Annotated in this window: 24 protein-coding genes; 20 read left to right on the forward strand and 4 right to left on the reverse strand. The window is 45.4% G+C overall.

Going from position 1 to position 23212, the window contains the following annotated elements; translation table 11 throughout:
* Positions 1 to 12: 12 nt before the first annotated feature.
* The 8 genes from JG770_RS05070 to JG770_RS05105 all read left to right on the forward strand — a co-directional run bounded on the left by JG770_RS05070 (position 13) and on the right by JG770_RS05105 (position 6151).
* Positions 13 to 633 (forward strand): site-2 protease family protein, encoded by a 621-nt coding sequence (locus tag JG770_RS05070; RefSeq protein WP_291956038.1) that lies wholly within the window; start codon positions 13 to 15, stop codon positions 631 to 633.
* A gap of 14 nt (positions 634 to 647) precedes the next feature.
* On the forward strand, positions 648 to 1631 hold the full coding sequence (gene trpS / locus JG770_RS05075) for a tryptophan--tRNA ligase (protein WP_291956040.1): 984 nt from the start codon (positions 648 to 650) through the stop codon (positions 1629 to 1631).
* Positions 1632 to 1639: 8 nt separating this feature from the next.
* Positions 1640 to 2359: a segregation/condensation protein A gene (locus JG770_RS05080; RefSeq protein WP_291956041.1), complete on the forward strand. Its 720-nt coding sequence runs from the start codon at positions 1640 to 1642 to the stop codon at positions 2357 to 2359.
* A gap of 15 nt (positions 2360 to 2374) precedes the next feature.
* A complete protein-coding gene (scpB, locus tag JG770_RS05085; RefSeq protein ID WP_291956043.1) occupies positions 2375 to 2881 on the forward strand; it encodes an SMC-Scp complex subunit ScpB in 507 nt (168 codons plus the stop codon).
* 69 nt (positions 2882 to 2950) lie between these two features.
* Positions 2951 to 3616, forward strand: coding sequence for a DUF2953 domain-containing protein (locus tag JG770_RS05090; RefSeq protein WP_291956044.1), 666 nt, complete (start codon positions 2951 to 2953; stop codon positions 3614 to 3616).
* Positions 3561 to 3989: a GerW family sporulation protein gene (gene ytfJ / locus JG770_RS05095; RefSeq protein WP_291956046.1), complete on the forward strand. Its 429-nt coding sequence runs from the start codon at positions 3561 to 3563 to the stop codon at positions 3987 to 3989. Before JG770_RS05090 ends, ytfJ begins: the two co-directional genes overlap by 56 nt.
* A gap of 90 nt (positions 3990 to 4079) precedes the next feature.
* Positions 4080 to 4910 carry a glutamate 5-kinase gene (proB, locus tag JG770_RS05100; RefSeq protein WP_291956048.1) on the forward strand — a complete coding sequence of 277 codons (831 nt, stop codon included), beginning with the start codon at positions 4080 to 4082 and terminating at the stop codon, positions 4908 to 4910.
* Positions 4904 to 6151 carry a glutamate-5-semialdehyde dehydrogenase gene (locus tag JG770_RS05105; protein ID WP_291956050.1) on the forward strand — a complete coding sequence of 416 codons (1248 nt, stop codon included), beginning with the start codon at positions 4904 to 4906 and terminating at the stop codon, positions 6149 to 6151. The genes proB and JG770_RS05105 overlap by 7 nt, the downstream gene beginning before the upstream one ends.
* A gap of 10 nt (positions 6152 to 6161) precedes the next feature.
* Here JG770_RS05105 and JG770_RS05110 read toward each other — a convergent pair whose 3' ends face one another.
* Complete coding sequence (locus JG770_RS05110) at positions 6162 to 7607, reverse strand: MATE family efflux transporter (RefSeq protein ID WP_291956052.1); 1446 nt, start codon at positions 7605 to 7607, stop codon at positions 6162 to 6164.
* A gap of 206 nt (positions 7608 to 7813) precedes the next feature.
* On the opposite strand from JG770_RS05110, the gene JG770_RS05115 reads away from it, so the two are divergent.
* From JG770_RS05115 to JG770_RS05170, 12 genes are all read left to right on the forward strand, one after another.
* Positions 7814 to 8311 (forward strand): GNAT family N-acetyltransferase, encoded by a 498-nt coding sequence (locus JG770_RS05115; RefSeq protein WP_291956054.1) that lies wholly within the window; start codon positions 7814 to 7816, stop codon positions 8309 to 8311.
* Between the two features lie 2 nt (positions 8312 to 8313).
* Entirely contained in the window at positions 8314 to 9402 is a 1089-nt protein-coding gene (locus tag JG770_RS05120) for a VIT1/CCC1 transporter family protein (RefSeq protein ID WP_291956056.1), read from the forward strand.
* Between the two features lie 171 nt (positions 9403 to 9573).
* Positions 9574 to 10116 (forward strand): bifunctional pyr operon transcriptional regulator/uracil phosphoribosyltransferase PyrR, encoded by a 543-nt coding sequence (pyrR, locus tag JG770_RS05125; RefSeq protein ID WP_363320926.1) that lies wholly within the window; start codon positions 9574 to 9576, stop codon positions 10114 to 10116.
* 38 nt (positions 10117 to 10154) lie between these two features.
* Positions 10155 to 11105, forward strand: a complete 951-nt coding sequence (locus tag JG770_RS05130; protein WP_291956058.1) for an aspartate carbamoyltransferase catalytic subunit — start codon at positions 10155 to 10157, stop codon at positions 11103 to 11105.
* Positions 11089 to 12399 carry a dihydroorotase gene (locus JG770_RS05135; protein WP_291956059.1) on the forward strand — a complete coding sequence of 437 codons (1311 nt, stop codon included), beginning with the start codon at positions 11089 to 11091 and terminating at the stop codon, positions 12397 to 12399. Before JG770_RS05130 ends, JG770_RS05135 begins: the two co-directional genes overlap by 17 nt.
* Positions 12386 to 13327 carry an orotidine-5'-phosphate decarboxylase gene (pyrF, locus tag JG770_RS05140; RefSeq protein ID WP_291956061.1) on the forward strand — a complete coding sequence of 314 codons (942 nt, stop codon included), beginning with the start codon at positions 12386 to 12388 and terminating at the stop codon, positions 13325 to 13327. Before JG770_RS05135 ends, pyrF begins: the two co-directional genes overlap by 14 nt.
* Positions 13328 to 13343: 16 nt before the next feature.
* Entirely contained in the window at positions 13344 to 16586 is a 3243-nt protein-coding gene (gene carB, locus JG770_RS05145) for a carbamoyl-phosphate synthase large subunit (RefSeq protein WP_291956062.1), read from the forward strand.
* 4 nt (positions 16587 to 16590) lie between these two features.
* Complete coding sequence (locus JG770_RS05150; RefSeq protein ID WP_291956063.1) at positions 16591 to 17373, forward strand: dihydroorotate dehydrogenase electron transfer subunit; 783 nt, start codon at positions 16591 to 16593, stop codon at positions 17371 to 17373.
* The gene (locus JG770_RS05155) at positions 17366 to 18280 is read left to right on the forward strand and encodes a dihydroorotate dehydrogenase (protein ID WP_363320927.1); all 915 of its coding nucleotides are present in this window, start codon (positions 17366 to 17368) and stop codon (positions 18278 to 18280) included. Before JG770_RS05150 ends, JG770_RS05155 begins: the two co-directional genes overlap by 8 nt.
* A complete protein-coding gene (pyrE, locus tag JG770_RS05160; protein WP_291956083.1) occupies positions 18277 to 18855 on the forward strand; it encodes an orotate phosphoribosyltransferase in 579 nt (192 codons plus the stop codon). Before JG770_RS05155 ends, pyrE begins: the two co-directional genes overlap by 4 nt.
* A gap of 133 nt (positions 18856 to 18988) precedes the next feature.
* Positions 18989 to 19807, forward strand: a complete 819-nt coding sequence (locus JG770_RS05165) for a DeoR/GlpR family DNA-binding transcription regulator (RefSeq protein ID WP_291956065.1) — start codon at positions 18989 to 18991, stop codon at positions 19805 to 19807.
* Positions 19808 to 19864: 57 nt separating this feature from the next.
* Positions 19865 to 20674 (forward strand): class II aldolase/adducin family protein, encoded by an 810-nt coding sequence (locus tag JG770_RS05170; protein WP_291956067.1) that lies wholly within the window; start codon positions 19865 to 19867, stop codon positions 20672 to 20674.
* A 67-nt stretch (positions 20675 to 20741) separates the two neighbouring features.
* Here JG770_RS05170 and JG770_RS05175 read toward each other — a convergent pair whose 3' ends face one another.
* From JG770_RS05175 to JG770_RS05185, 3 genes are all read right to left on the reverse strand, one after another.
* Positions 20742 to 21557: an ABC transporter permease gene (locus JG770_RS05175; protein ID WP_291956069.1), complete on the reverse strand. Its 816-nt coding sequence runs from the start codon at positions 21555 to 21557 to the stop codon at positions 20742 to 20744.
* Entirely contained in the window at positions 21547 to 22320 is a 774-nt protein-coding gene (locus JG770_RS05180; RefSeq protein ID WP_291956072.1) for an ABC transporter ATP-binding protein, read from the reverse strand. The genes JG770_RS05175 and JG770_RS05180 overlap by 11 nt, the downstream gene beginning before the upstream one ends.
* A 114-nt stretch (positions 22321 to 22434) precedes the next feature.
* The coding region (locus JG770_RS05185; protein ID WP_291956075.1) for an ABC transporter substrate-binding protein at positions 22435 to 23212 on the reverse strand (778 nt) is incomplete at its 5' end.

Below are 23212 nucleotides of genomic sequence, written 5' to 3' on the forward strand. Positions count from 1 at the left end.
AATTTTGACCTGATGACATTTTTATATCAGTTGCTGGCGCTTTTAATCGCTTTTTCCTTCCATGAATTCGCGCATGCTTTGGTGGCGGATCGATTGGGAGATCCCACGCCCAGGCAGCAGGGCCGTTTGACATTGGACCCTATGGCGCATATAGATGTCATAGGCTTTTTGCTTTTGCTGTTTGCCGGATTCGGATGGGCTAAGCCGGTGGAGATAGACCCGAGAAACTTCAAAAACCGCAAGTGGGGCGATATACTTGTATCGATAGCCGGACCACTGACCAATCTCATGATAGCCTTGATAGCATATATCGTACTGGCTTTTTTATCAATGTCTGCTTCATTTGATAATCAGATAATAGCTAATATACTTTGGACTATAGTAGGGCTCAATATAGGGCTGGCCGTATTTAATATATTGCCTATCCCGCCGCTGGACGGTTATCATGTTTTTAAGAGTTTGTTTTTCAAATATAATGTAAAATTTTTTTGGGAATTCGAGCGCTATAGCTTCATAGTACTTATAATATTGATTATAACAGGTGTTATAGGAATGATTATGAATCCTTTAATGAATCTAGTTATAAACAGCATGAATGTCATAGTAATGGTGCTCTACTCTATATTCTTTTAGCAGGAGGATGTTTTATGACGGCAAAACAACGCGTTATGAGCGGTATGAGACCCACGGGCAGGCTTCATTTGGGCAATTACTTCGGTGCCTTGGATAGCTGGCTTAAATTACAGGGCAAATATGAATGCTTTCATTCGATAGTGGATTGGCATGCCTTGACGACGGCTTATCAGGAAAGCGAGGATATAAAAGAGAATATATTGCAAATGGCTATAGATTGGCTGAGCGTTGGCTTGGACCCAAATAAGAGCGCCATATATGTGCAATCGCGCGTCAAAGAGATAGCCGAGCTTCACCTGCTGCTGTCCATGATAGTGCCAGTGTCGTGGTTGGAGCGATGCCCCACTTATAAGGATCAACTGGTGCAGTTAAAGGATAAAGAGATAGCCACATACGGATTTCTCGGTTATCCGAATCTGATGGCGTCGGACATATTGATATGCAAGGCCTCTATAGTGCCCGTAGGCGAGGATCAATTGCCCCATCTGGAATTAGCACGCGAGATAGTTAGGCGTTTTAATTTTTTGTATGGTGAAACCTTTCCCGAACCTCAGGCGCTTTTAAATGATGTAAAAGTGTTGCCGGGCTTAGACGGCAGAAAGATGAGCAAGAGTTATGGCAATACCATACTTCTTTCAGAAGACCCGGAATCGGCAAGGAAGAAAATAAGCATGATGATTACCGACCCGGCCAGGATAAAAAAAGATGACCCGGGGCATCCGGATATATGCTCCGTGTTCGCTTTCCACAAAGTATTCAGTCCCGACATAGTGCAGCAACGCGAGCAGGAGTGCAAGGACGGTCAAATAGGATGTGTTCAGTGTAAACGCCAGTTAGCCGATAATGTAGTGGCGTTTTTGGAGCCTATATATGAGCGCCGTAAGGAACTGGAGAAGAATATGGATTACGTTCACGATGTACTCGACGATGGCTATAATAAGATAAAGCCAATAGCGCAGGAAACCATGGAAGAGGTTAGATCCGAAATGGGACTATGAGCTACAATGTGAAATTGGATGCCTTTGAAGGGCCTCTGGATCTGCTTTTGTATTTAATAAAACAATCAAAGCTCGAAATAACCGATATCTCCATGGCTGATATAACATATCAGTACATGGAGTACATATCGCAGGCCCAGGATAACAATATGGATTTAACCAGTGAGTTTCTGGTAACAGCAGCCACTTTGATAGAGATAAAGTCGAGATCATTGCTGCCAAATTCGCCCAAAGCCGGAGAGGATGAGCCGGTCGACGAGGCAGATCCCGAGCAGCGTTTAAAGGCCAGGCTGCAAATCTATAACGCTTACAAGGAGGCAGCCGCATATTTGCGTATGCTGGAACAATGCCAGGAGATGGTCTTTACTGGGCCGATCCGCTATGTTTCAAAACCAGAACCCATACGCGTTATAGAAATAAACGCTGCTGCGGAAGATTTATTCAACTGCTATCATAGATTGCTGAATCGAATCAAGCCGGTAGCGCCTTATAATGTTAAAGCCGAGGCCGTTTCTTTAAATAGGCAGATAAATATATTCAAACGTTTGCTGAGCCTGTTCGAGCGCATACGTTTTGGCCGCATTGTGGCGCGCTATAGGTTCGATAAAGCGCATGTGGTAGTATCCTTTTTATCGGTTTTGGAACTGATGAAATCTGGCGAAGCCGATGCCTATCAGTCCAAACCGTTTGCCGAGCTCATAATAAAGCGAATAAAGCGACGATGGTGAAGCGAGGAATAATAAATGGACGTTCATGAACTTACAGCAGCTATTGAGGCCATACTTTTTGTAAATGGCGACAGCGTGTCCGTTAAACAGTTGACAGAGTTGTTCAATGTCGACGAAGAAAGCATATATGCGGCGATTGAAACCCTGCAACATAGATATGAAGGGGAAGACAGCGGAATATGCTTGCAAAGAATAGCCGACAGTTATCAAATGGTTACCAAACCCCAAATGGCATCATACATACAAGCATTTCTGCGCCCAGTATATAAAAAGCAGATGTCCAATGCCATGTTGGAGACATTGACTGTCATAGCATACAGACAACCTGTTACCAAAGCGGAGATCGAGGATGTAAGGGGGGTGAACAGCGATAAGGTCATATCGCTGTTGCTGGAACAAGGCCTTATAAAAGCCGTAGGCCGATTGTCGACTCCCGGCCGCCCCATTCAATACGGCACCACCGACGAATTCTTAAAACATTTCGGGTTGTCGGATCTAAAAGACCTGCCTAAAATTGAATAGCGTTAAGCATCAATGGGTAGTCTATATCTGTATATTTTTGCTATACAGATATGGAGCGCGTGTTTATAAATGTGGCTTTTGATAGTTTCGATCGTCGGCGCGGCAATAGCGCTGCTATGTTTGTCCACTATAGAATTTGAAATAAAAATATTCGTGAATAATGCTGAGAACTACCTGTTTATATCGATGCGTTGGCTTAAAGGCCTCGTAACGCTGCGGTATAATATATCCATCGGGGTCGATAGCAAAAAACGTTGGCGCTTGCTTATCAGAAAAACAGATAATGCGGCAGCCGGAGAGACACCTTTACAAAAAGTCGTCGAATTGATAAAGCGCTGGATATCCTCGGCTAAAGGATTGAAAGCGGTAATTCTATATATACTGGGTAGGGTGCGCATACCGTATATACAGCTACATATGAGCGTCGGCTTATATGACGCCGCTGTTACGGCCATTCTGACAGGAAGTATCCAATCGCTCGTATACATATTGTTCAGCTACGCTAAAATAAGGATTATGATAGGCGATGCCGATATAAGCATAAAACCCAATTACGCCGGCGACAATATCACCGTACACGGCGATGGTATAGTACGGCTTAGATTAGGCCATATTATTATCGCAAGCATTAAAGCGCTTAAAATCATTATTGCAAATAAAATAAAGGCGGTGATAAAAAATGGCAGAACAGCATCCTATACAAGACATAATGCGTACCACCATGGAGAATATTAAAGATATGATAGATGTAAATACTATCGTAGGGGATGCGGTAGAAACATCCGAAGGCAAGGTTATAATCCCCATATCGCGGGTTTCTTTTGGCTTTGTATCAGGCGGCGGGGATTATAATAAGGTTACGTCGAATAAAGGCAAAGAAACGTCGGCAAACCCCGACACCACGGAAGGCTCAAAATTACCCTTTGCCGGCGGTACTGGAGCAGGTGTAACCGTTCAACCGGTGGCATTCCTTGTGGTAGGCAAAGAGCAGATTCGGTTATTGCCGGTGCTCTACAACAACGTGGTGGATAGGTTGGTGGACGCTGTACCCCAACTATTGAACGAGGTTAAAGGCTTTATGAAAAATGATGAAGAAGGTATCGAATAGGCGGCTGAAAAGTCGCTTTTTTTATTGCCAAAATCACAATATCGGATTAAAATAATAGTAACAACTTTATCAAAAAACGGGGTAATAGGGGTGGAAAATATTCGGGAGAGACTTAAATATAGTACGCGAATAGTGGTTAAAGTCGGTACGTCGACGCTTACATATGATACCGGCAAATTGAACCTTCAGCGCATAGAGAAGCTTGTTCGCGTATTATCGGATTTTAAGAATCAGGGCAAGGATATAATATTAGTTACATCGGGCGCTATCAGCGTAGGCGCCGCTAAATTGGGGCCATTGCATCCGCCTGCCAGCATAGCTGAAAAACAGGCTATGGCGGCTATAGGCCAGGGTATACTAATGCATGTGTACGGCAAGATTTTCGGTGAGTATGGCCAGACTACAGCTCAAGTATTGCTGACCAAGGATATAGTAGATAATCTCCACACGCGCAAAAACGCTTGCAATACTTTAAATACGCTGTTGTCCATGAATGTCGTACCTATTGTTAATGAGAACGACACCGTTGCTACCGAGGAAATAGAATTCGGTGACAATGATACACTCTCGGCTATAGTAGCCACATTGGTCAATGCTTCGCTGCTCATACTGTTGTCTGATATAGATGGCTTATATACTTGCGATCCACATCGCCATCACGGAGCAGTGCTCATACCGGAGGTATACGATATAGACGGCCGTATAGAGAGCATAGCAGATGATAAAGGTACCGACAGGGGAACAGGCGGCATGAGGACCAAGATCATGGCGGCCAAGATAGCAGGCGGTTGCGGCATACCGATGGCTATAATAAACGGCAATGAACCGCATAATATTTATGAACTCATAGAAGGCAAAAATATAGGTACGGTATTTATACCGAATAAAAACGGTAAGAAGGAGAGCAACGCGATATGTTGAGCGTACAAGAAATAGGGAAACAGGCCAGACAGGCAGCTTATCCATTGGCTAATGCATCCACCGCGATTAAAAATCAGGCATTAGATGCCATGGCTGATGCTTTGGAAAACAATAAGGATAGGATATTATCCGCCAATACAGATGACCTTAACAGTGCCAAAGCGCGCGGCACCGGCACAGCCATGCTGGACAGATTGTCATTAAATGATAAACGCATAACCCAGATGGCCGATGGCTTGCGCATGGTTAGGGATTTGCCCGATCCCGTGGGCGAGGTTGTATCTATGTGGAAGCGCCCGAACGGCTTGCTCATAGGCCAGCAGCGTGTACCGCTGGGCGTTATAGGCATAATATACGAGGCGCGCCCCAATGTTACGGCAGATGCGGTGGGCTTATGCCTTAAAACCGGCAATGCTGTTATCCTGCGCGGCGGTTCGGAGGCTATTAATTCAAATAAGGCCATTGTGGATATATTGGCTAAAGCAGCGACTCAAGTCGGTCTTCCCGAGAAATCCATACAGTTGATAGAGAATACCGACAGGCAAAGTGCTGTCGAGATGATGAAACTTCACGGCTATATAGACGTACTGATACCGAGGGGTGGCGCCGGCCTCATACGCACAGTTGTGGAAAATGCCACTGTACCTACCATTGAGACAGGAGTGGGCAATTGTCATGTTTATGTAGACGGCGACGCCGATATAAAGATGGCCACAGATATAATAGTAAATGCAAAGACCAGTCGTCCGGCCGTGTGCAATGCAGCCGAGACACTGCTCGTAGATAAAGCCATAGCAGAGGCGTTTTTGCCTGTCGCTCTGCCGGCTTTGGAGCAGAGCAATGTGGAACTACGCGGTTGCGAGATAACGCGCTCCATATATCCGGATTGTAAAGCTGCTATTGAGGAGGATTGGTCTACTGAATACCTCGATTATATATTGGCCGTCAAAGTGGTAGATGGCATAGACCAAGCGATAGAACATATAAATAAATACGGCACAAAACATTCAGAGGCTATAGTAACCAACGATTATCAACATGCCCAGCGGTTTTTGCAGGAAGTAGACGCCGCGGCTGTTTACGTTAATGCATCCACGCGGTTTACCGACGGCGGGGAATTCGGATTCGGCGCCGAGATAGGTATAAGCACGCAGAAGCTGCATGCCAGAGGACCTATGGGTTTAAAAGAGCTGACCACTACAAAGTACATCATATACGGCAATGGTCAGATAAGAGTATAAAAGATCCGCGTTAAACCCGGATCTTTTTCCATTTTCCTGTCTTATAACGGCTGTAAATGAATATGGAGCGGAATATCTGATCGCACCCTTGCGCAAACCATGCGCCGATAAGCCCCCAACCTATTCTTATAAACAACCAAGCCAACACGATGCGTATCCCCCATATGCCTATAAACGAGGAATATAAGGGCCATCGCGTATCTCCTGCACCTCGCAAAGCCCCGGCCAATATAAACTGCGTTGATTGCATCGGCTGTATAACCGCTATTATTTTCATAGATGTGGCCGCCATAGCTATTATATCCGGCTCATTTGTAAACAGGTCGGCTATATAAGAACCAAAAAAGAAAAATATAACCGCCATGCCCATGGCTATATACATACCTATGCGACGAGCTGCATAACCGCATCGTTCGGCGATATCAGGTCTTTTGGCGCCAAGGCTTTGTCCCACCAATGTAGTAGCTGCCATACCGAAGGCCATTCCGGGCGTAAAGGATAAGGAGAATACGTTTAAAACTATCTGATGAGCGGCTATCACCGAAGTTCCTAAACTAGCCACCGTACGCACAAATACGAGCTGACCGGTACGCAGCAATAACTGCTCTGCGGCAGAAGGCAGCCCCACATTCAACAAGCGCTTTAATAAATCCTTATCGAAGCGGTAGTTGTCTTTAAGCGATAGACCTATTGTCGAACCGGGTTTGTAAATGGCATATAATGCCATAACCGCCGCTATTCCCCGAGTTATGGTAGTGGAAAGCGCCGCACCGGCCACACCCATAGCAGGGAAACCAAATTTGCCGTATATTAGTATATAGTTGCCCAAAACATTGAGTAAATTTGATACTATATTATAACGCATTGGCGTCATAGTATCGCCTACGCCCCTTAATACGGCGGCCATGCCCATCGATATGGTGGTGAATATCCATCCGACCGATATTATTTGAAAATATACAGTGCCAAGCGGCAATACATCGGGTTCTGCACCCATAAAGGCTACGACCTCTTCTGCAAATACAAATCCCACTATACTGATGGCCGTGCCCATTATTAGCACCAGCACCAAAGACTGTCGGACTGCAGCCTTGGCCTTTTCTTTATCGCCAGCACCTATAAAGCGTGCCACCAGAGCCGTACTGTCAACGTTGAGGGCCTGAAATACAGCCAACGCCAGTTGTGTAGGCTGATTAGTCAAGCCGACTGCTGCTAAAGACTGCGCATTCACATTGCCCACCATTACCATATCTATCATGCCAAAAAGCGACATGAGCAGCAGCTCCAACATGGCCGGCCACGCCAGTGTCCATATGCGCTTGTTTAATAATGATTCGTTTTGCGTTAATTCTTCTATAGAAAGATTTTTCTGAAGTGTACTTTCCAATATCTCCTGATATTCTTCCTCTTCTTCGGATTCCTCCCCGATCACATTCTCTGTATCTTTATGAGACATTACAGCAAACCCTTCCTTTTTACATTATCATACGATAGTTACCATGCTAATATATTATAAACCTGTATGACGATAAATGCAAATGCGGATAGTATAATCGTAGTAAATCTGATATAATAATCGTGGTTATTGAGATCCTATTGCAAACAAGCAACAATTGTGCGATGCAAATGATATTTCGAGAATAGGGGGTAGAGCCGTATTTTATGAGCATCGTTGTCAGAAATGCCGTCGTTGGGGATTTAGAGGACATAAACCGCATATACGAGTATGCTGTGCTGAATACCACATCGTCATTCGACGTAGAGCCTCCGTCTATGGATGACAGATACAGATGGTTTTTATCTCATAACAATCGATATCCTGTGTTGGTCGCTACATATAATAAGGACGTAATAGGATGGGGCAGTTTAAGCCGGTTTGCTGCGAGACCTGGTTACAGATTTACCGTTGAGGATTCGATATATATAGCTCCAGAGTACCAACACATTGGTGCCGGCACGCTTATTTTACAGCATCTTATAAACAGTGCCAGAAGAATTAAGTATCATAACATCATAGCTGTTATAACCGGCGATAATGAAGCCAGCATAAAGCTTCATCGCAAGATGGGCTTTCAAACTGCAGGATGCATAAAAGAAGCCGGCTATAAGTTCGAACGATGGTTGGACGTGGTCTATATGCAATATATTATAGGGGGGTAATTATGGCGACAGATAGTATAAAAAAAGCGTATTCCTTTTACAAAGAGGAATTCGATGCGGCCAAACTATATTTTTATCTGGCTAAAAACGAGAGCAACGATGCAAACAAGAGCAAATTTCTCGAACTTCATGATATTGAGGCAGAACATGTTAAATTTTGGTATCTATTCTTAAAGAATAGGGGATACGAACCGAAATCCAGTACCGGCAATCTAAAATTAGCGCTTTCTAAAATTTTGAGGCATTTGTTTGGTGCCGGGCTTTATACGTCGATCCTCGAAATAGGGGAGTCTACCAGCATAGAAGCTTACGCCGAATTCCTTTCATCGGAGGACTTGACCGTAGAGGAAAGAGAGGGGTTAAAGAAGATAATCGAGGATGAATTGGACCACGAGAGTTTCTTTGAGAACCAAAAGAGCGTGATGCCGGTAAACAACGTTAGGGATTTCATACTAGGTATGAACGACGGCCTGGTGGAGCTTTTGGGAGCGGTGACGGGGCTTTCGGCGGTATATCCGTCCAACCCTCTGTTCGTTGGCATAAACGGGCTTGTAGTAGGGTTAGCAGGGGCAATGTCTATGGCTATCGGAACATTTATATCGGTAAGGTCACAAAGGCAGGTAAACGATGGGCTACGAAGGAAAATGGAATTGCTTTTTGGAGTATCTAAGGATAGAGCAAAACAGGAGCTGCGCGATAAACTCACCGAATCCGGCATGCCCGAGGACGTAGGGAAAGAGGTTGCCGATAGAATAGGGGAGAACCAAGAGGCTATGATAGGGCTTTTGATAGAGGAAAGCGACGAAAATGAGATGCGTTCGGCGGCTTTTACCGGTCTTGCTTATATAGTGGGAGTAGCCTTTCCTGTACTACCGTACTTTTTACTGCCATCCTCAATATCAGCGCTCATACTATCGGCTGTTTTGGCAGGCGTTGTACTCGCCGCCGTTGCTGTGATAGTATCAATATCCGCAGGAAACGCGAATATAAAGGGCAAAATAATAGAGATGGTGGTATCTGGCCTGGGAGCCGCCGGAGTTTCTTATATCTTTGGCCTGATAGTACAGGGTTATTTTGGTGTAAGCGCATAAAGATGCTAAAAATTCACTATGGACATTGCTGTTTCTTTATGGTATACTATAAAAAATTTATATATGACCTTTAAATTAGCCCTGTGAGGCTGGTAAGGTTATTGCAGTTGCAGTGGAATTGAATTATCTGTAAAATCTTACCGCACAGGTAAGATTTTTTTATGTCCGGAGATGAAAACGATGAGAGAAAAAGCCCTTATAATGGACGAAATAGCGATGAATAGAGCCATAACTCGCATAGCTCACGAGATCATAGAGCGCAACAAAGGTGTCGACGACCTGGTGTTTATAGGCATACACCGTCGCGGCGTGCCATTAGCCCTGCGATTGGCTGATAAAATGCAACAGGTAGAAGGCTTGTTGCCTCCGGTCGGCGTTTTGGATATAACGTTATACAGGGACGATCGCGGTGATGCCGCCGATAAATGCATCGTCACCACTACCGATATTCCTTTCGATATCGCCGATAAGAAGATCGTGATGGTGGACGATGTGCTCTTCACCGGCAGAACGGTTAGAGCGGCAATGGATGCGCTGATGGATATGGGGCGCCCCAAATCAATCCAATTAGCCGTGCTCATCGACCGCGGGCATAGAGAACTGCCTATACGGGCTGATTTCGTGGGCAAAAATGTACCCACTTCCGGCGCGGAGGTCGTGTCGGTATATGTCAAAGAGATAGATAGCATAGATAAAGTCGTTATAGAAGAGTAGTTTTCGACTACTCTTTTTTTGAACAAAAGGAGGAATAAATGCGACAAACTGCATTACATGGATATGACATACTTGGCCTGAAGGATATGTCCAAAGATACCATAGATCTGATATTGCATACCACGGCTAAGATGAAAGCCTTGTTACAACAGGGCAAAAAGGATATGAAACTTTTATCCGGCAAAAGCGTGGCTATAGTGTTTTATGAGAACAGCACGCGCACGCGCCTTTCTTTTGAACTAGCCGCCAAATACTTGGGCACACATGTTGTGTCGATGTCGGAACAAGGCAGCAGTGTGGCAAAAGGAGAATCGTTGGAAGACACCCTGGATACCATAGCCATGATGGCGGCCGATGCTATCGTTATAAGACACCCGCATTCAGGTGCTCCGGCCGCCATGGCGTTAAAGATCGATGTACCTATCATAAATGCCGGGGACGGTATGAATGAACACCCTACCCAAGCCCTTTTGGACATGTATACCATGCTTGAATACAAGGGCCGTCTGGATGGGTTGAAAGTCGCTATAGTAGGCGACATATACCACAGCCGCGTGGCACGCAGCAATATATGGGGCTTAACTAAAATGGGCGCGCAGGTCATAGTAGCAGGGCCTCCCACTCTACTGCTGAAGGATATCGAGGCTATGGGGGCGCAAGTATCGCTCGACGTCGAATATGCCATAAAAGACGCTGATGTGGTAATGGGCCTGCGTATGCAACGAGAGAGGCAAAACGCCGGCCTTGTACCGTCGCTAGCCGAATATACACGCTATTTCGGTATAAACGCGCAAAGGCTGGCTATGGCTAAGAGCGACGCCATATTGATGCACCCCAGGCCGGCCAATATCGGTGTGGAAATAAGCGCGGATATCATAAATGGACCGCAATCGGTTATAAGTCGGCAGGTTGCAAACGGCGTGGCCGTACGCATGGCATTATTGTACCTTATACTAGGAGGAGGCAACGATATTGAGAATACTGATTAAAGGTGGCCGTATAATAGACCCACTCTCTCATACCGATAAAATATCGGACCTTCTTATAGAAGGCGGTTTCATCAAAGGTATAGACGATAACATAGAATGCGATGCCGACAGCGTCATAGATGCCAGGGGATTATGGGTAATTCCGGGATTAGTAGATATGCACTGCCATCTCCGTGAACCAGGTTACGAATCAAAAGAAACCATATATACAGGTACGCGCAGCGCTGCCGCCGGCGGTTTTACATCGGTGGCATGCATGCCCAATACGCAACCCCCGCTCGATAGCAAGCTTATGGTGGAATATATACGCTTTAAAGCTGAGAAAGAGGCTGCAGTAAAGGTTTATCCGATCGGATGTATAACCAAGGGACGCCAAGGCATGGAATTAGCACCTTTTGGCATATTAAAAGAAGCCGGTGCCGTAGCCCTATCGGATGACGGGGACAGCGTGGCAAACAGCCGTATCATGAGATTGGCCTTGCAATACGCTTTATCATTCGATATGCCTATCATATCCCACTGCGAGGATAAAGGGCTGGCGGCGGATGGCGTTATAAACGATGGGGCGGTGGCTACGCGTCTGGGATTGAAAGGCATACCGGCAGCCGCCGAAGAGGTCATGGTAGCTCGTGATATCGTATTGGCTGCTTCCACAGGAGGGCGTTTGCATATAGCCCACGTCAGCGCTGCCGGCTCTGTTGAGATGATAAGGCAGGCTAAACGGTTGGGTATAAATGTTACTTGTGAAACATGCCCCCATTATTTCTCTCTGACTGATGAAATGGCTGAAGGCTATAATACTGCAGCCAAAGTTAATCCGCCGCTTCGATCGCCGTCCGATGTGGACGCTATAATATCCGGCTTGAAAGATGGCACCATAGATGCTATAGCCACAGACCATGCACCTCATGATTTATCAAGCAAAGGCGACGACATATATAATGCGGCTTTTGGCATATCGGGCTTCGAAACAGCATTGTCTGTAGGCATAACCCATCTGGTTGATACAGGTATACTCGAACCTATGCGGTTCATAGCCAAGATGACGCATGTGCCGGCCGATATATTGGGTATAAATGCTGGGCAATTATCGGTTGGATCACCCGCAGATGTAGTTATAGCGGATCCATACGCCGAATACACGGTAGACACAGGAAAATTCATATCCAAGGGGAAAAATTCGCCCTATGACGGTATGCGACTAAAAGGGCGCGTATTGTATACCATAGTAGATGGACGATATGCTGTTTACGGCGGACAGATTGCTAAGGGGGACGGCAATGATAATAGATAGGCTAATACAAACGTCAGTGGCAAAGCAAAATCCCACTGTTGTGGGGCTGGACACACGTATCGAATATGTACCGGAACATATAAAAAGACGGTATTTTGCTTCCGGTATCGATATGAAGATGGCATGTGAGGCTATACTGGAGTTTAACTGTAGCATAATAGATGCCGTATATGATATAGTACCGGCAGTTAAGATTCAGATGGCATATTATGAGATGTATGGCTTCTACGGTATAAAATGTTTTAACGATACGGCGCGCTATGCCAAGAGCAAGGGGCTTATAGTCATAGGCGATGTCAAGCGCAACGATATAGGAGCTACGGCTGAAGCTTATGCCACAGCCTATCTTGGGCAAACCTTCATAGATAATGGTGTGGCGCACAACGCCTTTGACGTGGATTTTATAACAGTAAATCCGTATCTGGGATTCGACGGCATAAAGCCTTTTGTAGATGCATGTAAAGCCTATGATAAGGGCCTGTTCATACTGGTCAAGACATCCAATCCATCTTCCGGGCAGATTCAGGATGTGGTAACTCAAGACGGCAGAAGTATATATCAGCTCGTAGGGCAGCTGGTTGAAGAATGGGGGCAAGATGTCATAGGCCAATTTGGTTACAGCGCTGTAGGAGCAGTGGTAGGAGCTACTTATCCGGAGCAGTTGCTGCGGCTGCGACAGGATATGAAACATACCTATTTCTTGGTGCCTGGCTACGGCGCACAAGGCGCATCTGCCGAGGATATAATAAATGGTTTCGACGAATACGGCCTGGGTTCTATAGTAAACGCTTCGCGCAGCATTATATGCGCTTATAAAAGCGATAAATGGAACAAAGCTTTCGCGCCAGAAGAGTTTTATCAGGCGGCGCGGTGCGAAGCCATAGATATGAGAAACGACATAGCCGCTGCTATGATAAGGAAAAGATAGGAGGAGTATAAATACATTGCCAAAAAGAGATGATGTAAAAAAAGTCATGGTTATAGGTTCAGGTCCGATAATTATAGGCCAAGCCGCCGAATTTGATTATGCGGGCACCCAAGCATGCCAGGCCTTGAAGGCAGAGGGCATAGAAACGATATTGGTAAACAGCAATCCGGCCACCATCATGACTGATACCAACATGGCAGACAATGTTTATATTGAACCACTGACCGTAGATATGATAGAGGCTATAATACAAAAAGAGCATCCGGACAGCCTGTTGCCTACCCTGGGAGGTCAGACCGGCCTGAACCTGGCAATGGAGATGGCCGAAAAGGGTATACTAGATAAATATAATATAAAACTGTTGGGCACATCGGCACAATCCATAAAGAAAGCCGAAGATCGCGAGGCTTTCAGGGAGACTATGAAAGCGATAGGCGAACCGATAGTGGATAATGTTATAGCCAATGATCTCGATGCGGCACTGGCTTTTGCTCGGAAGGTGGGATATCCTGTTATAGTGCGGCCGGCATATACCCTCGGAGGCACGGGAGGTGGCATAGCCCGCGATGAACACGAATTACGTCGTATAGCCTCAGATGGTTTAAGATTGAGCCGCGTGCATCAGGTGATAGTGGAGCCTTCGATAGCAGGATGGAAGGAAATAGAATACGAGGTTATGCGCGACAGCAATGGGAACTGTATCACCGTCTGCAATATGGAAAATATAGATCCTGTAGGCGTCCATACCGGGGATAGCATAGTTGTGGCCCCGTCACAGACTTTGTCGGATAAGGAGTATCAGATGCTGCGGTCGGCCTCTATAAATATAATAAACGCTTTAGAAATAGAAGGAGGCTGCAATGTCCAATTCGCGCTGGATCCGGACAGCATGGATTACTTTGTAATAGAGGTGAATCCGAGAGTAAGCCGTTCCAGTGCATTGGCATCCAAAGCCACCGGATATCCCATAGCGCGCGTTGCAACCAAGATAGCTATAGGATATACGCTGGATGAGATAATAAACAGCGTTACCGGCAAAACTTATGCGTGCTTTGAACCCACGCTGGATTATGTGGTCACCAAAATACCCAAATGGCCGTTTGATAAGTTCGTATATGCAGAAAAGACGCTGGGCACGCGGATGAAAGCCACAGGCGAGGTTATGGCTATAAGCACAAGCCTCGAAGCCAGCCTTCTCAAAGCAGTGCGCTCCTTGGAGCTGGGCATATATTCGCTGGAAGTAGATCATATACACCGCTTGTCCGACGAGGAGATCAAATCTAGGGTAGCGGAGATAAGCGATGAACGGTTGTTCGTGGTGGCCGAGGCCTTGCGCAGAGGCTTCAGCATGGAATATATACATGATATAACAAAAATCGACTTCTTCTTCTTAAATAAGATCAACAATATAGTTGCTTTGGAGGAACATATAAAAACATTGAGCCGCGATGCTCTCGATAAAGAAACGCTGCTTAGGGCAAAAAAAATGGGGTTTGCAGACGCAGCTATAGCCAAATGGCTGGGTATATCGGAGGATGAGGTGAGGCAATTGAGGAAACAATACGGTATAAAAGCCGTATTCAAGATGGTGGATACATGTGCGGCCGAATTTGAAGCGGTCAGCCCGTACTATTATTCGACATATGATCAAGGCGATGACTGGCGGCCATTCGACAAGCCGAAAGTAGTCGTGTTAGGCTCCGGCCCTATACGCATAGGTCAAGGCATAGAATTCGATTATTGCTCGGTGCATTGCGTATGGGCATTGAGAGAAGCCGGTTACGGTACCATAATTATCAATAATAATCCTGAAACCGTCAGCACCGATTTTGATACATCCGATAGGCTGTACTTTGAGCCTTTGACCACCGAAGATGTGGCCAATGTCCTCGAAGCAGAGCAACCGTTGGGGGTAGTGGTTCAATTCGGTGGGCAGACGGCCATAAAGCTGACAAAGTCAGTAGCTGACATGGGTATGCCTATAATGGGTACGCAACCGCTATATATAGATATGGCTGAGGACAGAGAGGAATTCGATAAACTTCTCAATGAGCTGAATATACCGAGACCGGCCGGGGCAACGGTATTCACCGCTCAAGAGGCTATAGATGCGGCCAACAGACTGGGTTATCCCGTGCTGGTAAGGCCATCGTATGTACTCGGCGGTCAAGGCATGGAGATAGCTCATTCCGATAAAGATATAGAAGAATATATAGGCATAGTCAACCGCGTAAAGCAGGAACATCCTATATTGGTCGATAAGTACCTCATGGGCAAAGAGCTGGAGGTCGATGCCATATGCGACGGACGGGATATACTGATTCCCGGCATTATGGAGCATGTCGAACGAGCCGGCATACATTCGGGCGACAGCATATCGGTATATCCGGCGCAGAATATATCAGCGAAACATCGGGATATTATAGTGGACTATACTTATAAATTGGCTAAAGCACTGCATGTCATAGGTTTGGTCAATATACAGTTTATCATATATAACGATGATGTCTATATAATAGAAGTAAATCCACGTTCCAGCCGTACCGTCCCGTATATAAGTAAAGTAACCGGTATACCGATGGTTAATCTCGCTACCAGAGCGGTTATGGGGGAAAAGCTTCGCGATATGGGCTATGGCACCGGATTATATCCGGCCGGTGAATATATAGCGGTAAAAGTGCCTGTATTCTCATTCGATAAGCTGCCGGATGTGGAGGTAGGCTTGGGGCCGGAGATGAAATCCACAGGCGAAGTGCTTGGCATAGCAAAAGATTATTCAGAAGCCCTATACAAAGGCCTATTGGCCAGCGGTATAAAATTAGATGCTGTATCTGACGGCGGTTATGTGCTGATGACTGTAGCCGACGCGGATAAATATGAATTAATCGAGATAGCCCAGGCATTTCAAGATATGGGGTATAATATAGTAGCTACCGCAGGTACGGCCCATGTGCTTAACGCCAACTATGTAGCCGCCAACGTCGTTAACAAGATTAACGAAGGAAGCCCTAATATAATGGATCTGATGCTCGAAGGCAAGGTGAAGTTCGTTATAAACACACCCACCAAAGGCAGGCAGCCTCAAAGGGACGGATTTAAGATAAGGCGATTGGCAGTGGAGCAATCCATCCCATGCCTCACGTCTTTGGATACTGCAAGGGCACTGGTCAATAGTCTGCGCTTACAACGCCAGGGCCAGAAATTGCGGCCTGTGAACCTTAAAGACCTCGAAAAGGCCATGCTTTCAGGAGCTAAGTAGAATTATGACAGGGATAGTATACAGCAATGATTTGATATTGCCAAGCATATATAAGATGGGCATACAGCTCGGGGATACCGCCGAAAGCATACTGGCAGGACAGTTTGTGCACGTGCGATGCGGGCAAAGTTATGACCCGTTACTGCGACGGCCTATAAGCGTATGCCAGGCCGATGTTGAGAATGGTATCATATATATTACCTATCAGGTAAAAGGTAAGGGTACCCAATGGCTGGCTGAACAGGTAAGAGGAGCCAAACTCGATATTTTGTGTCCTCTCGGCAATTCGTTTGAAGCTGTAATGCCAGCCGATATTAAGGAAATGTGGCTGGTAGGCGGGGGAATAGGTGTTTTTCCTCTGCAGCTTCTAGCACAACAATACAATGATAAAGCCGATATAGTGTCGATTCTGGGTTTCAGAAGCGATGAATTTAAGCCTCTATGGCAACCATTTGAGCAATACAGCAAACGCGTTATCATAGCTACCGAGGATGGCAGTTATGGGTATAAAGGTTTGGTAACCGACGAGCTGGCGTTGGCGTTGCGCGCACATAAGCCCCAAATTATAGCGGGTTGCGGGCCGTCAAAGATGCTCAAATCGCTGGCCTATATAGCCGAACAATACGATGTGCCGTGTATAGTATCTCTGGAAGAGAGGATGGGCTGTGGGATAGGCGCTTGTTTAGTATGCAATTGTAAAATCAAAAGCGACGGTGAATGGCACTATAGACGCGTATGCGCGGACGGACCAGTATTTTGGAGCCATGAGGTAAGTTTCGATGAATGACATAAACATGTGCGTGGATATATGCGGCGTGAAACTTAAGAATCCGGTCATAGCTGCTTCAGGCACCTTCGCTTTCGGGCGCGAATACAGTAGATATTTAGACCTAAACAAATTGGGCGGTATATCGGTTAAAGGGTTGACATTATACCCCAAGGAAGGCAATCCTCCTCCGCGTATAGCAGAAACTGCGGCAGGAATATTAAATAGCGTAGGCTTACAAAACCCCGGCGTCGATGCGTTCATAAGCAATGAACTGCCATATCTGAAACAGTTTGATACCGTTGTAATAGCCAATCTGGCAGGCAACAGCAGGGATGAATATTGCGTCGCTGCAGACAAACTCGATAAAGTTGATATAGATATGCTGGAGCTTAATATCTCATGCCCGAATGTTAAAGAAGGCGGATTGTCATTTGGTGCGACGCCTGAAAGCGTTTACGATATAACAAGGCAGGTGCGCAATTATTGCCACCATCCGCTTGTGGTAAAGCTCAGCCCCAATGTCGGAAATATAAAGGATGTGGCATCGGCCGCGCAAAATGCCGGTGCGGATGCATTATCGCTCATAAATACCCTGCTCGGCATGGCCATAGATTCTCACACCAGAAAACCGATATTAGGCAATGTAACGGGAGGTCTATCCGGACCGGCCATAAAACCGGTTGCACTTTATATGGTATGGCAGGCAGCGCAAACGGTGGATATACCTGTAATAGGTATGGGAGGTATAATGAACGGCAACGATGCCATCGAGTTTATGCTGGCGGGAGCCGTTGCGGTGCAGGTCGGTACGGCCAATCTCATAGAACCTACTGCAACGGTTAGAATCATAGATGATATAGAGCGATATATGCTCGATAATGGATTAAAAACCATAAAAGATATAACAGGAGGGTTAATATGCTGACAAAAGAACAAGTGACGGACATACTCAATAAGACCGGCGTCTTATTGAACGGCCATTTCCTTCTTACATCAGGCAGGCATAGCGATCGCTACATGCAATGCGCCAAACTGTTTCAGTACCCGGAATATAGTCAACTTGTATGTAAATCCCTGGCTGAAGGGTTTTCGGATGAAAAAGTGGATCTGGTTATAGGCCCTGCCATAGGTGGGATAATAATAGCATATGAATTGGCTAGGCAACTTGATGCCAAAGCCATATTTGCCGAAAGGGAAGACGGCCTCATGGCATTGCGACGCGGGTTTGAAATACCGGCAAACGCTAGAGTGGTAGTGGCCGAAGATGTTATAACCACCGGTGGATCGGTTAAAGAGGTAATAGAATTAATAAAACAATACCATGCCGAATTGGTCGGTGTGGCTGTAGTAGTGGACAGGAGCAATGGCAATGTGGATTTTGGAACAAAATTGTGCTCTGCTATAGCTATGGATATACCATCATATGAGACATCAGAATGTCCATTATGCAAGGATGGTATCCCCGTAGTCAAACCCGGTAGTAGAAAATTCCGTGTATAATCAAAATCGACATGCTTTTCAGGCCAAATCATCTTTTGGTTTGGCTTTGTTTTTTATTTGGTGTTGATAATTTTCGTATAAAATTATATAATACTCCTATAATTCAATAGATAAACGGGAAGGAAGGATCATTATGTTAGCTGTAGAAAGGCGAAAGAAAATCATGGACCTTCTCTATGAAAACCAAAGCGTTGCTGTGCCTGATCTGAGCCGGTTGTTCAATATAACTGAGGAAACCGTGCGCAGGGACTTGGCCAAACTGGAAAAAGAAGGTTTGCTGCGACGTACGTACGGTGGTGCGGTATTGAGCGAGGGCCTGCATTTAGAATTACCTATATCAATAAGAGAGGTAACCAATAAAGAAAGCAAGGAACTCATGGGACGAGCGGCTGCCGGCCTTGTCGAAGATGGGGATACCATAATTATGGATTCCAGCACTACGGTATTGCAGATGGCTAGATTTTTAAAAGACAAAAAGCGCCTGACAGTGATAACGAATGGCCTGAAAATAGCATCTGAATTAGCCCCTTATGAAAATATATCCGTTATTTCCACAGGCGGTATGTTGCGTAGCAGCTCATTGTCCTTTGTGGGTCACTCAGCTGAGAGAGCCATATCCAATTATAATGCCGATATATTCTTCATGTCATGCAAAGGCGTGAGCCTGGATAGATTCGTAACCGAATCCAACGAATTTGAAGCGGAACTGAAGAAAATCATGATAAAAGCGGCACAGCGCGTCGTGTTATTGGCCGACCATACCAAATTGGATAAAGTATCGTTTGCTACGATATGCTCTATAAAGGATATAGACGTGTTTATAACAGATGAAACATTGCCTAAGGAATGGGAAACTTTCATGAGGGATAATGATATAGAATTGTTGTATACACTGAAAAATGATGCAGCAAATGATTATAATCAAAATAAAACGGACTTAAATGTTGATTAATTGCTTTATAAATGATACAATAAGTATAAATTTAATTCAACAAGAGGAGAAGGTCTTATGTATTCTGATTTTAAGATAAAAGAAGAGATATGCGAGATAGGGCGTCGCATATACAATAGAGGCTTTGTAGCAGCCAATGACGGTAATATAACCGTAAGGGTAGCTGATGATGAAATTTGGACTACCCCTACCGGTGTCAGCAAAGGCTTTCTGACACCGGATATGTTGATCAAGGTCAATATGAACGGTGAAGTTGTAAACGGTACTTGGAAGCCGTCGTCCGAGCTCAAAATGCATCTGAGAGTATATAAAGACAGGCCGGACGTCAGAGCTGTAGTACATGCTCATCCACCATATGCAACAGCCTTTGCCATAGCCGGCATACCTCTGACCCGTTGCGTTATGCCCGAGGCTGTTATTTCGCTGGGTGCGGTACCTATAGCCGAATATGGTACGCCTTCAACCGAAGAAATACCAAATGCCATAGCCAAATACCTGCCGAATTATGATGCCTTGCTGCTGGAAAATCACGGCGCTCTGACCTATGGTTATGATCTGATGAATGCCTACTTCAAGATGGAAACGCTGGATTTTTACGCTCAATTGTTGTATCTGGCTAATAATCTTGGAGGTGCAAAGGACATATCGCCCGACAATGTGGAGAAATTGATGCACGTAAGGGAAAAGATGGGTATAAAAGGACGTCATCCGGGTTGTGAAGGGTGCCAATATGCTGATGGCACGTGCAAAATAGAAGAAAATCAATCGGATAGCCAGGTCGGACCAAAACAATCAACTCTAAAAAATGACGATATAGCCGATATAGTGGCTGAAGTAACAAGGAAAGTTATGGAACAGTTAAGATAATAGCTGTGAAGCTGAACCATAACGCAATAAACGATTGTTGTGGTTCTATGCTTCAAAAACATACACTTTAATCTTTATATTGCATAAACCGCGTTTCAAGATAGCTTACAGCCTGATACATTATAGCAGCTACAATGGCCAATATTATCACGCTGCTCATAACGAGGTCCAATTCGAATACCTGGCTGCCATATATTATAAGATATCCAAGCCCTTCTTTGGATACCAGGAATTCACCCATTATTACACCTACCCAGGAAAGCCCCACATTTATTTTAAGCGCCGATATAATAGTGGGAACACTGGCAGGCAATATAACTTTAGTCAATATCTGCCCTTTGACAGCGCCAAATGTCTGCAAAAGCTTTATTTTATTTTTATCTACTTCTAAAAAACCGTTCAGCACCGTTATAATAGTTACTATGAGCGATATCAAAAGGGCCATAGCTATAATGGCCGGCTTGCCGTTGCCCAGCCATACTATGAGTATGGGGCCTAATGCCGGTTTAGGCAGGCTGTTTAACACTACCAAATATGGATCTAAAATCTTACATGCGTAGTCCGACCACCATAGACCTATGGCCATCAGAGTGCCGAGAGCTGTGCCTACGATGAAACCGACCATGGTTTCCGCAACGGTAGCCCATATATGGTTGTATAATTGGCCATCATTATGCAGATCGACTATGGTTGTAAGTATTTTAGACGGTTGGCTGGTTATAAAAGGATCGATTATACCTAAATCGGCGGCTGCTTCCCATCCGACGATAATGCCGATCAATATCAATATCCTTCCTAGAGCAATATTCTGGCGTCGCTTTTTCATCTGTTTTAAGTAACTTTGCCTTTCGGGTGAGATGACGGTATCGCGCTTAACCGACATGTATATCCAGCTCCTTCCATATACTGTTGAAATATTCCCTGAATTCGGGGCATTTTCTGGCATTGAGCGGCGTTTTATCTTGGCAGCTAAGCTGTATGTCATATATATTCTTAACGATGGCAGGGCGCTGACTCAACACATATATCCTGTCTGACATGGATATAGCCTCCGATATGTCATGGGTCACCAGAACGGCTGTTTTTCCTTCTTGCTTTATAATAGCGGCTACTTCTTCAGATACGGCCAGCCTGGTTTGGTAGTCGAGTGCTGAAAAAGGCTCATCCAGCAGCAGTATCTCTGGGTTCAGTGCCAGCGTCCGGATCAAAGCCGCGCGTTGGCGCATACCGCCGGACAATTGGTGCGGATAATGGTGTCTGAAGTCGTATAGGCCATAATTTTTTAATAGCTGCTCCACGTGCGATTTTGTGCTTTCATTGACTTTATTCTGTATTTCAAGGCCCAGCAATACGTTTTGCCATATGCTTCTCCATTCAAACAAGTAATCCTCCTGCAGCATATATCCTATTTTATTGGATGGACCGTCAACCGGTTGACCATCCACAATCACGATTCCGCGAGTAGGCTTTATAAGACCGGCTATAATAGACAGCAACGTGGATTTGCCGCAGCCGCTCGGTCCTACAATGCCTACAAAATCCTTTTCATATATATCCATTGATATATCTCTTATCGCATCGGTTTCTCCTTCTGCGGTCTGATATGTCAGTCCTATTCTGTCCACATGTACCATAATTTGTGACATTTGTTCTGCCTCCTCCAAAGTTGATCCTTTTCATTATATTCCATGGCTAAGGCAAAAGTACCGTTTCATTCAAAAATGCCCAATCCTATGGATTGGGCATTTTTGAGTTACGGCTCAAGGCTTGATATTCTCAATGGTTTTTTGAGCGAATTCCACTGTTACCAATTCGTCGTAAGGTGCTCTTTTATCAAGCTCGCCGGCCTCCTCGATTATATCCTGCATATGCATGAAGGCCTCTTCCTTCATTATCGGGTCTTTGGCCCATGTATCCTGATCCTTGTAGCGCTGTACCACCGTCGTCAATACATCCATGTCGGTATCCGGGAAGAAGGATTTTATCGCTTCGGCAATTTCATTTGCGTTGTGCTGCTCCACCCATAGTTGGGCTTTATATATCGCATTAGTGAATTTCTGTATAATATCAGGATTTTTTTCTATATAGCTTTTGGTAGCTGAAAACGCCGTATAAGGTACCTCACCGCCGGCTTTACCGATCGATGCCACAACGTAACCGTGATTCTCTTTTTCTACCATAGTGGCTGTAGGTTCAAACAACGCCGCGTAGTCGCCTGTACCGCTGCTGAATGCCCCTGCCACAGCATCCAATTGTATATTGGTTATAACGTCGACGTCTTTGCCTGGCATCAGGCCGTGCTGCTTTAATACGTATTCTAATACCATTTCAGGCATTCCACCAGGGCGAGCCCCTATAACGGTCTTATCTCTAAGGCTTTCCCACTTAAAATCGGTTTCTGGTTTGCGTCCTACCAGAAATGAACCGTCGCGTTTGGTCAGCTGAGCGAAATTCACCGCATAATCGGATTTGCCTTGATTATACACATATACGGTGGTTTCGGGACCGGCCAATGCTATTTGCGACGTGCCGGACAAT

The sequence above is a fragment of the Mahella sp. genome (assembly GCF_020054945.1).
In the GTDB taxonomy this organism is placed as follows: Bacteria; Bacillota; Clostridia; order Mahellales; family Mahellaceae; genus Mahella.

Bases quoted from the DNA above. Each gene is read 5' to 3' on its own strand.
- JG770_RS05070 (WP_291956038.1), top strand. From the start codon at position 13: ATGACATTTTTATATCAGTTGCTGGCGCTTTTAATCGCTTTTTCCTTC.
- trpS (WP_291956040.1), top strand. From the start codon at position 648: ATGACGGCAAAACAACGCGTTATGAGCGGTATGAGACCCACGGGCAGG.
- scpB (WP_291956043.1), top strand. From the start codon at position 2,375: ATGGACGTTCATGAACTTACAGCAGCTATTGAGGCCATACTTTTTGTA.
- JG770_RS05090 (WP_291956044.1), top strand. From the start codon at position 2,951: ATGTGGCTTTTGATAGTTTCGATCGTCGGCGCGGCAATAGCGCTGCTA.
- ytfJ (WP_291956046.1), top strand. From the start codon at position 3,561: ATGGCAGAACAGCATCCTATACAAGACATAATGCGTACCACCATGGAG.
- JG770_RS05105 (WP_291956050.1), top strand. From the start codon at position 4,904: ATGTTGAGCGTACAAGAAATAGGGAAACAGGCCAGACAGGCAGCTTAT.
- JG770_RS05110 (WP_291956052.1), bottom strand. From the start codon at position 7,607: ATGTCTCATAAAGATACAGAGAATGTGATCGGGGAGGAATCCGAAGAA.
- JG770_RS05115 (WP_291956054.1), top strand. From the start codon at position 7,814: ATGAGCATCGTTGTCAGAAATGCCGTCGTTGGGGATTTAGAGGACATA.
- JG770_RS05120 (WP_291956056.1), top strand. From the start codon at position 8,314: ATGGCGACAGATAGTATAAAAAAAGCGTATTCCTTTTACAAAGAGGAA.
- pyrR (WP_363320926.1), top strand. From the start codon at position 9,574: ATGAAAACGATGAGAGAAAAAGCCCTTATAATGGACGAAATAGCGATG.
- JG770_RS05130 (WP_291956058.1), top strand. From the start codon at position 10,155: ATGCGACAAACTGCATTACATGGATATGACATACTTGGCCTGAAGGAT.
- pyrF (WP_291956061.1), top strand. From the start codon at position 12,386: ATGATAATAGATAGGCTAATACAAACGTCAGTGGCAAAGCAAAATCCC.
- JG770_RS05150 (WP_291956063.1), top strand. From the start codon at position 16,591: ATGACAGGGATAGTATACAGCAATGATTTGATATTGCCAAGCATATAT.
- JG770_RS05155 (WP_363320927.1), top strand. From the start codon at position 17,366: ATGAATGACATAAACATGTGCGTGGATATATGCGGCGTGAAACTTAAG.
- JG770_RS05165 (WP_291956065.1), top strand. From the start codon at position 18,989: ATGTTAGCTGTAGAAAGGCGAAAGAAAATCATGGACCTTCTCTATGAA.
- JG770_RS05170 (WP_291956067.1), top strand. From the start codon at position 19,865: ATGTATTCTGATTTTAAGATAAAAGAAGAGATATGCGAGATAGGGCGT.
- JG770_RS05175 (WP_291956069.1), bottom strand. From the start codon at position 21,557: ATGTCGGTTAAGCGCGATACCGTCATCTCACCCGAAAGGCAAAGTTAC.
- JG770_RS05180 (WP_291956072.1), bottom strand. From the start codon at position 22,320: ATGTCACAAATTATGGTACATGTGGACAGAATAGGACTGACATATCAG.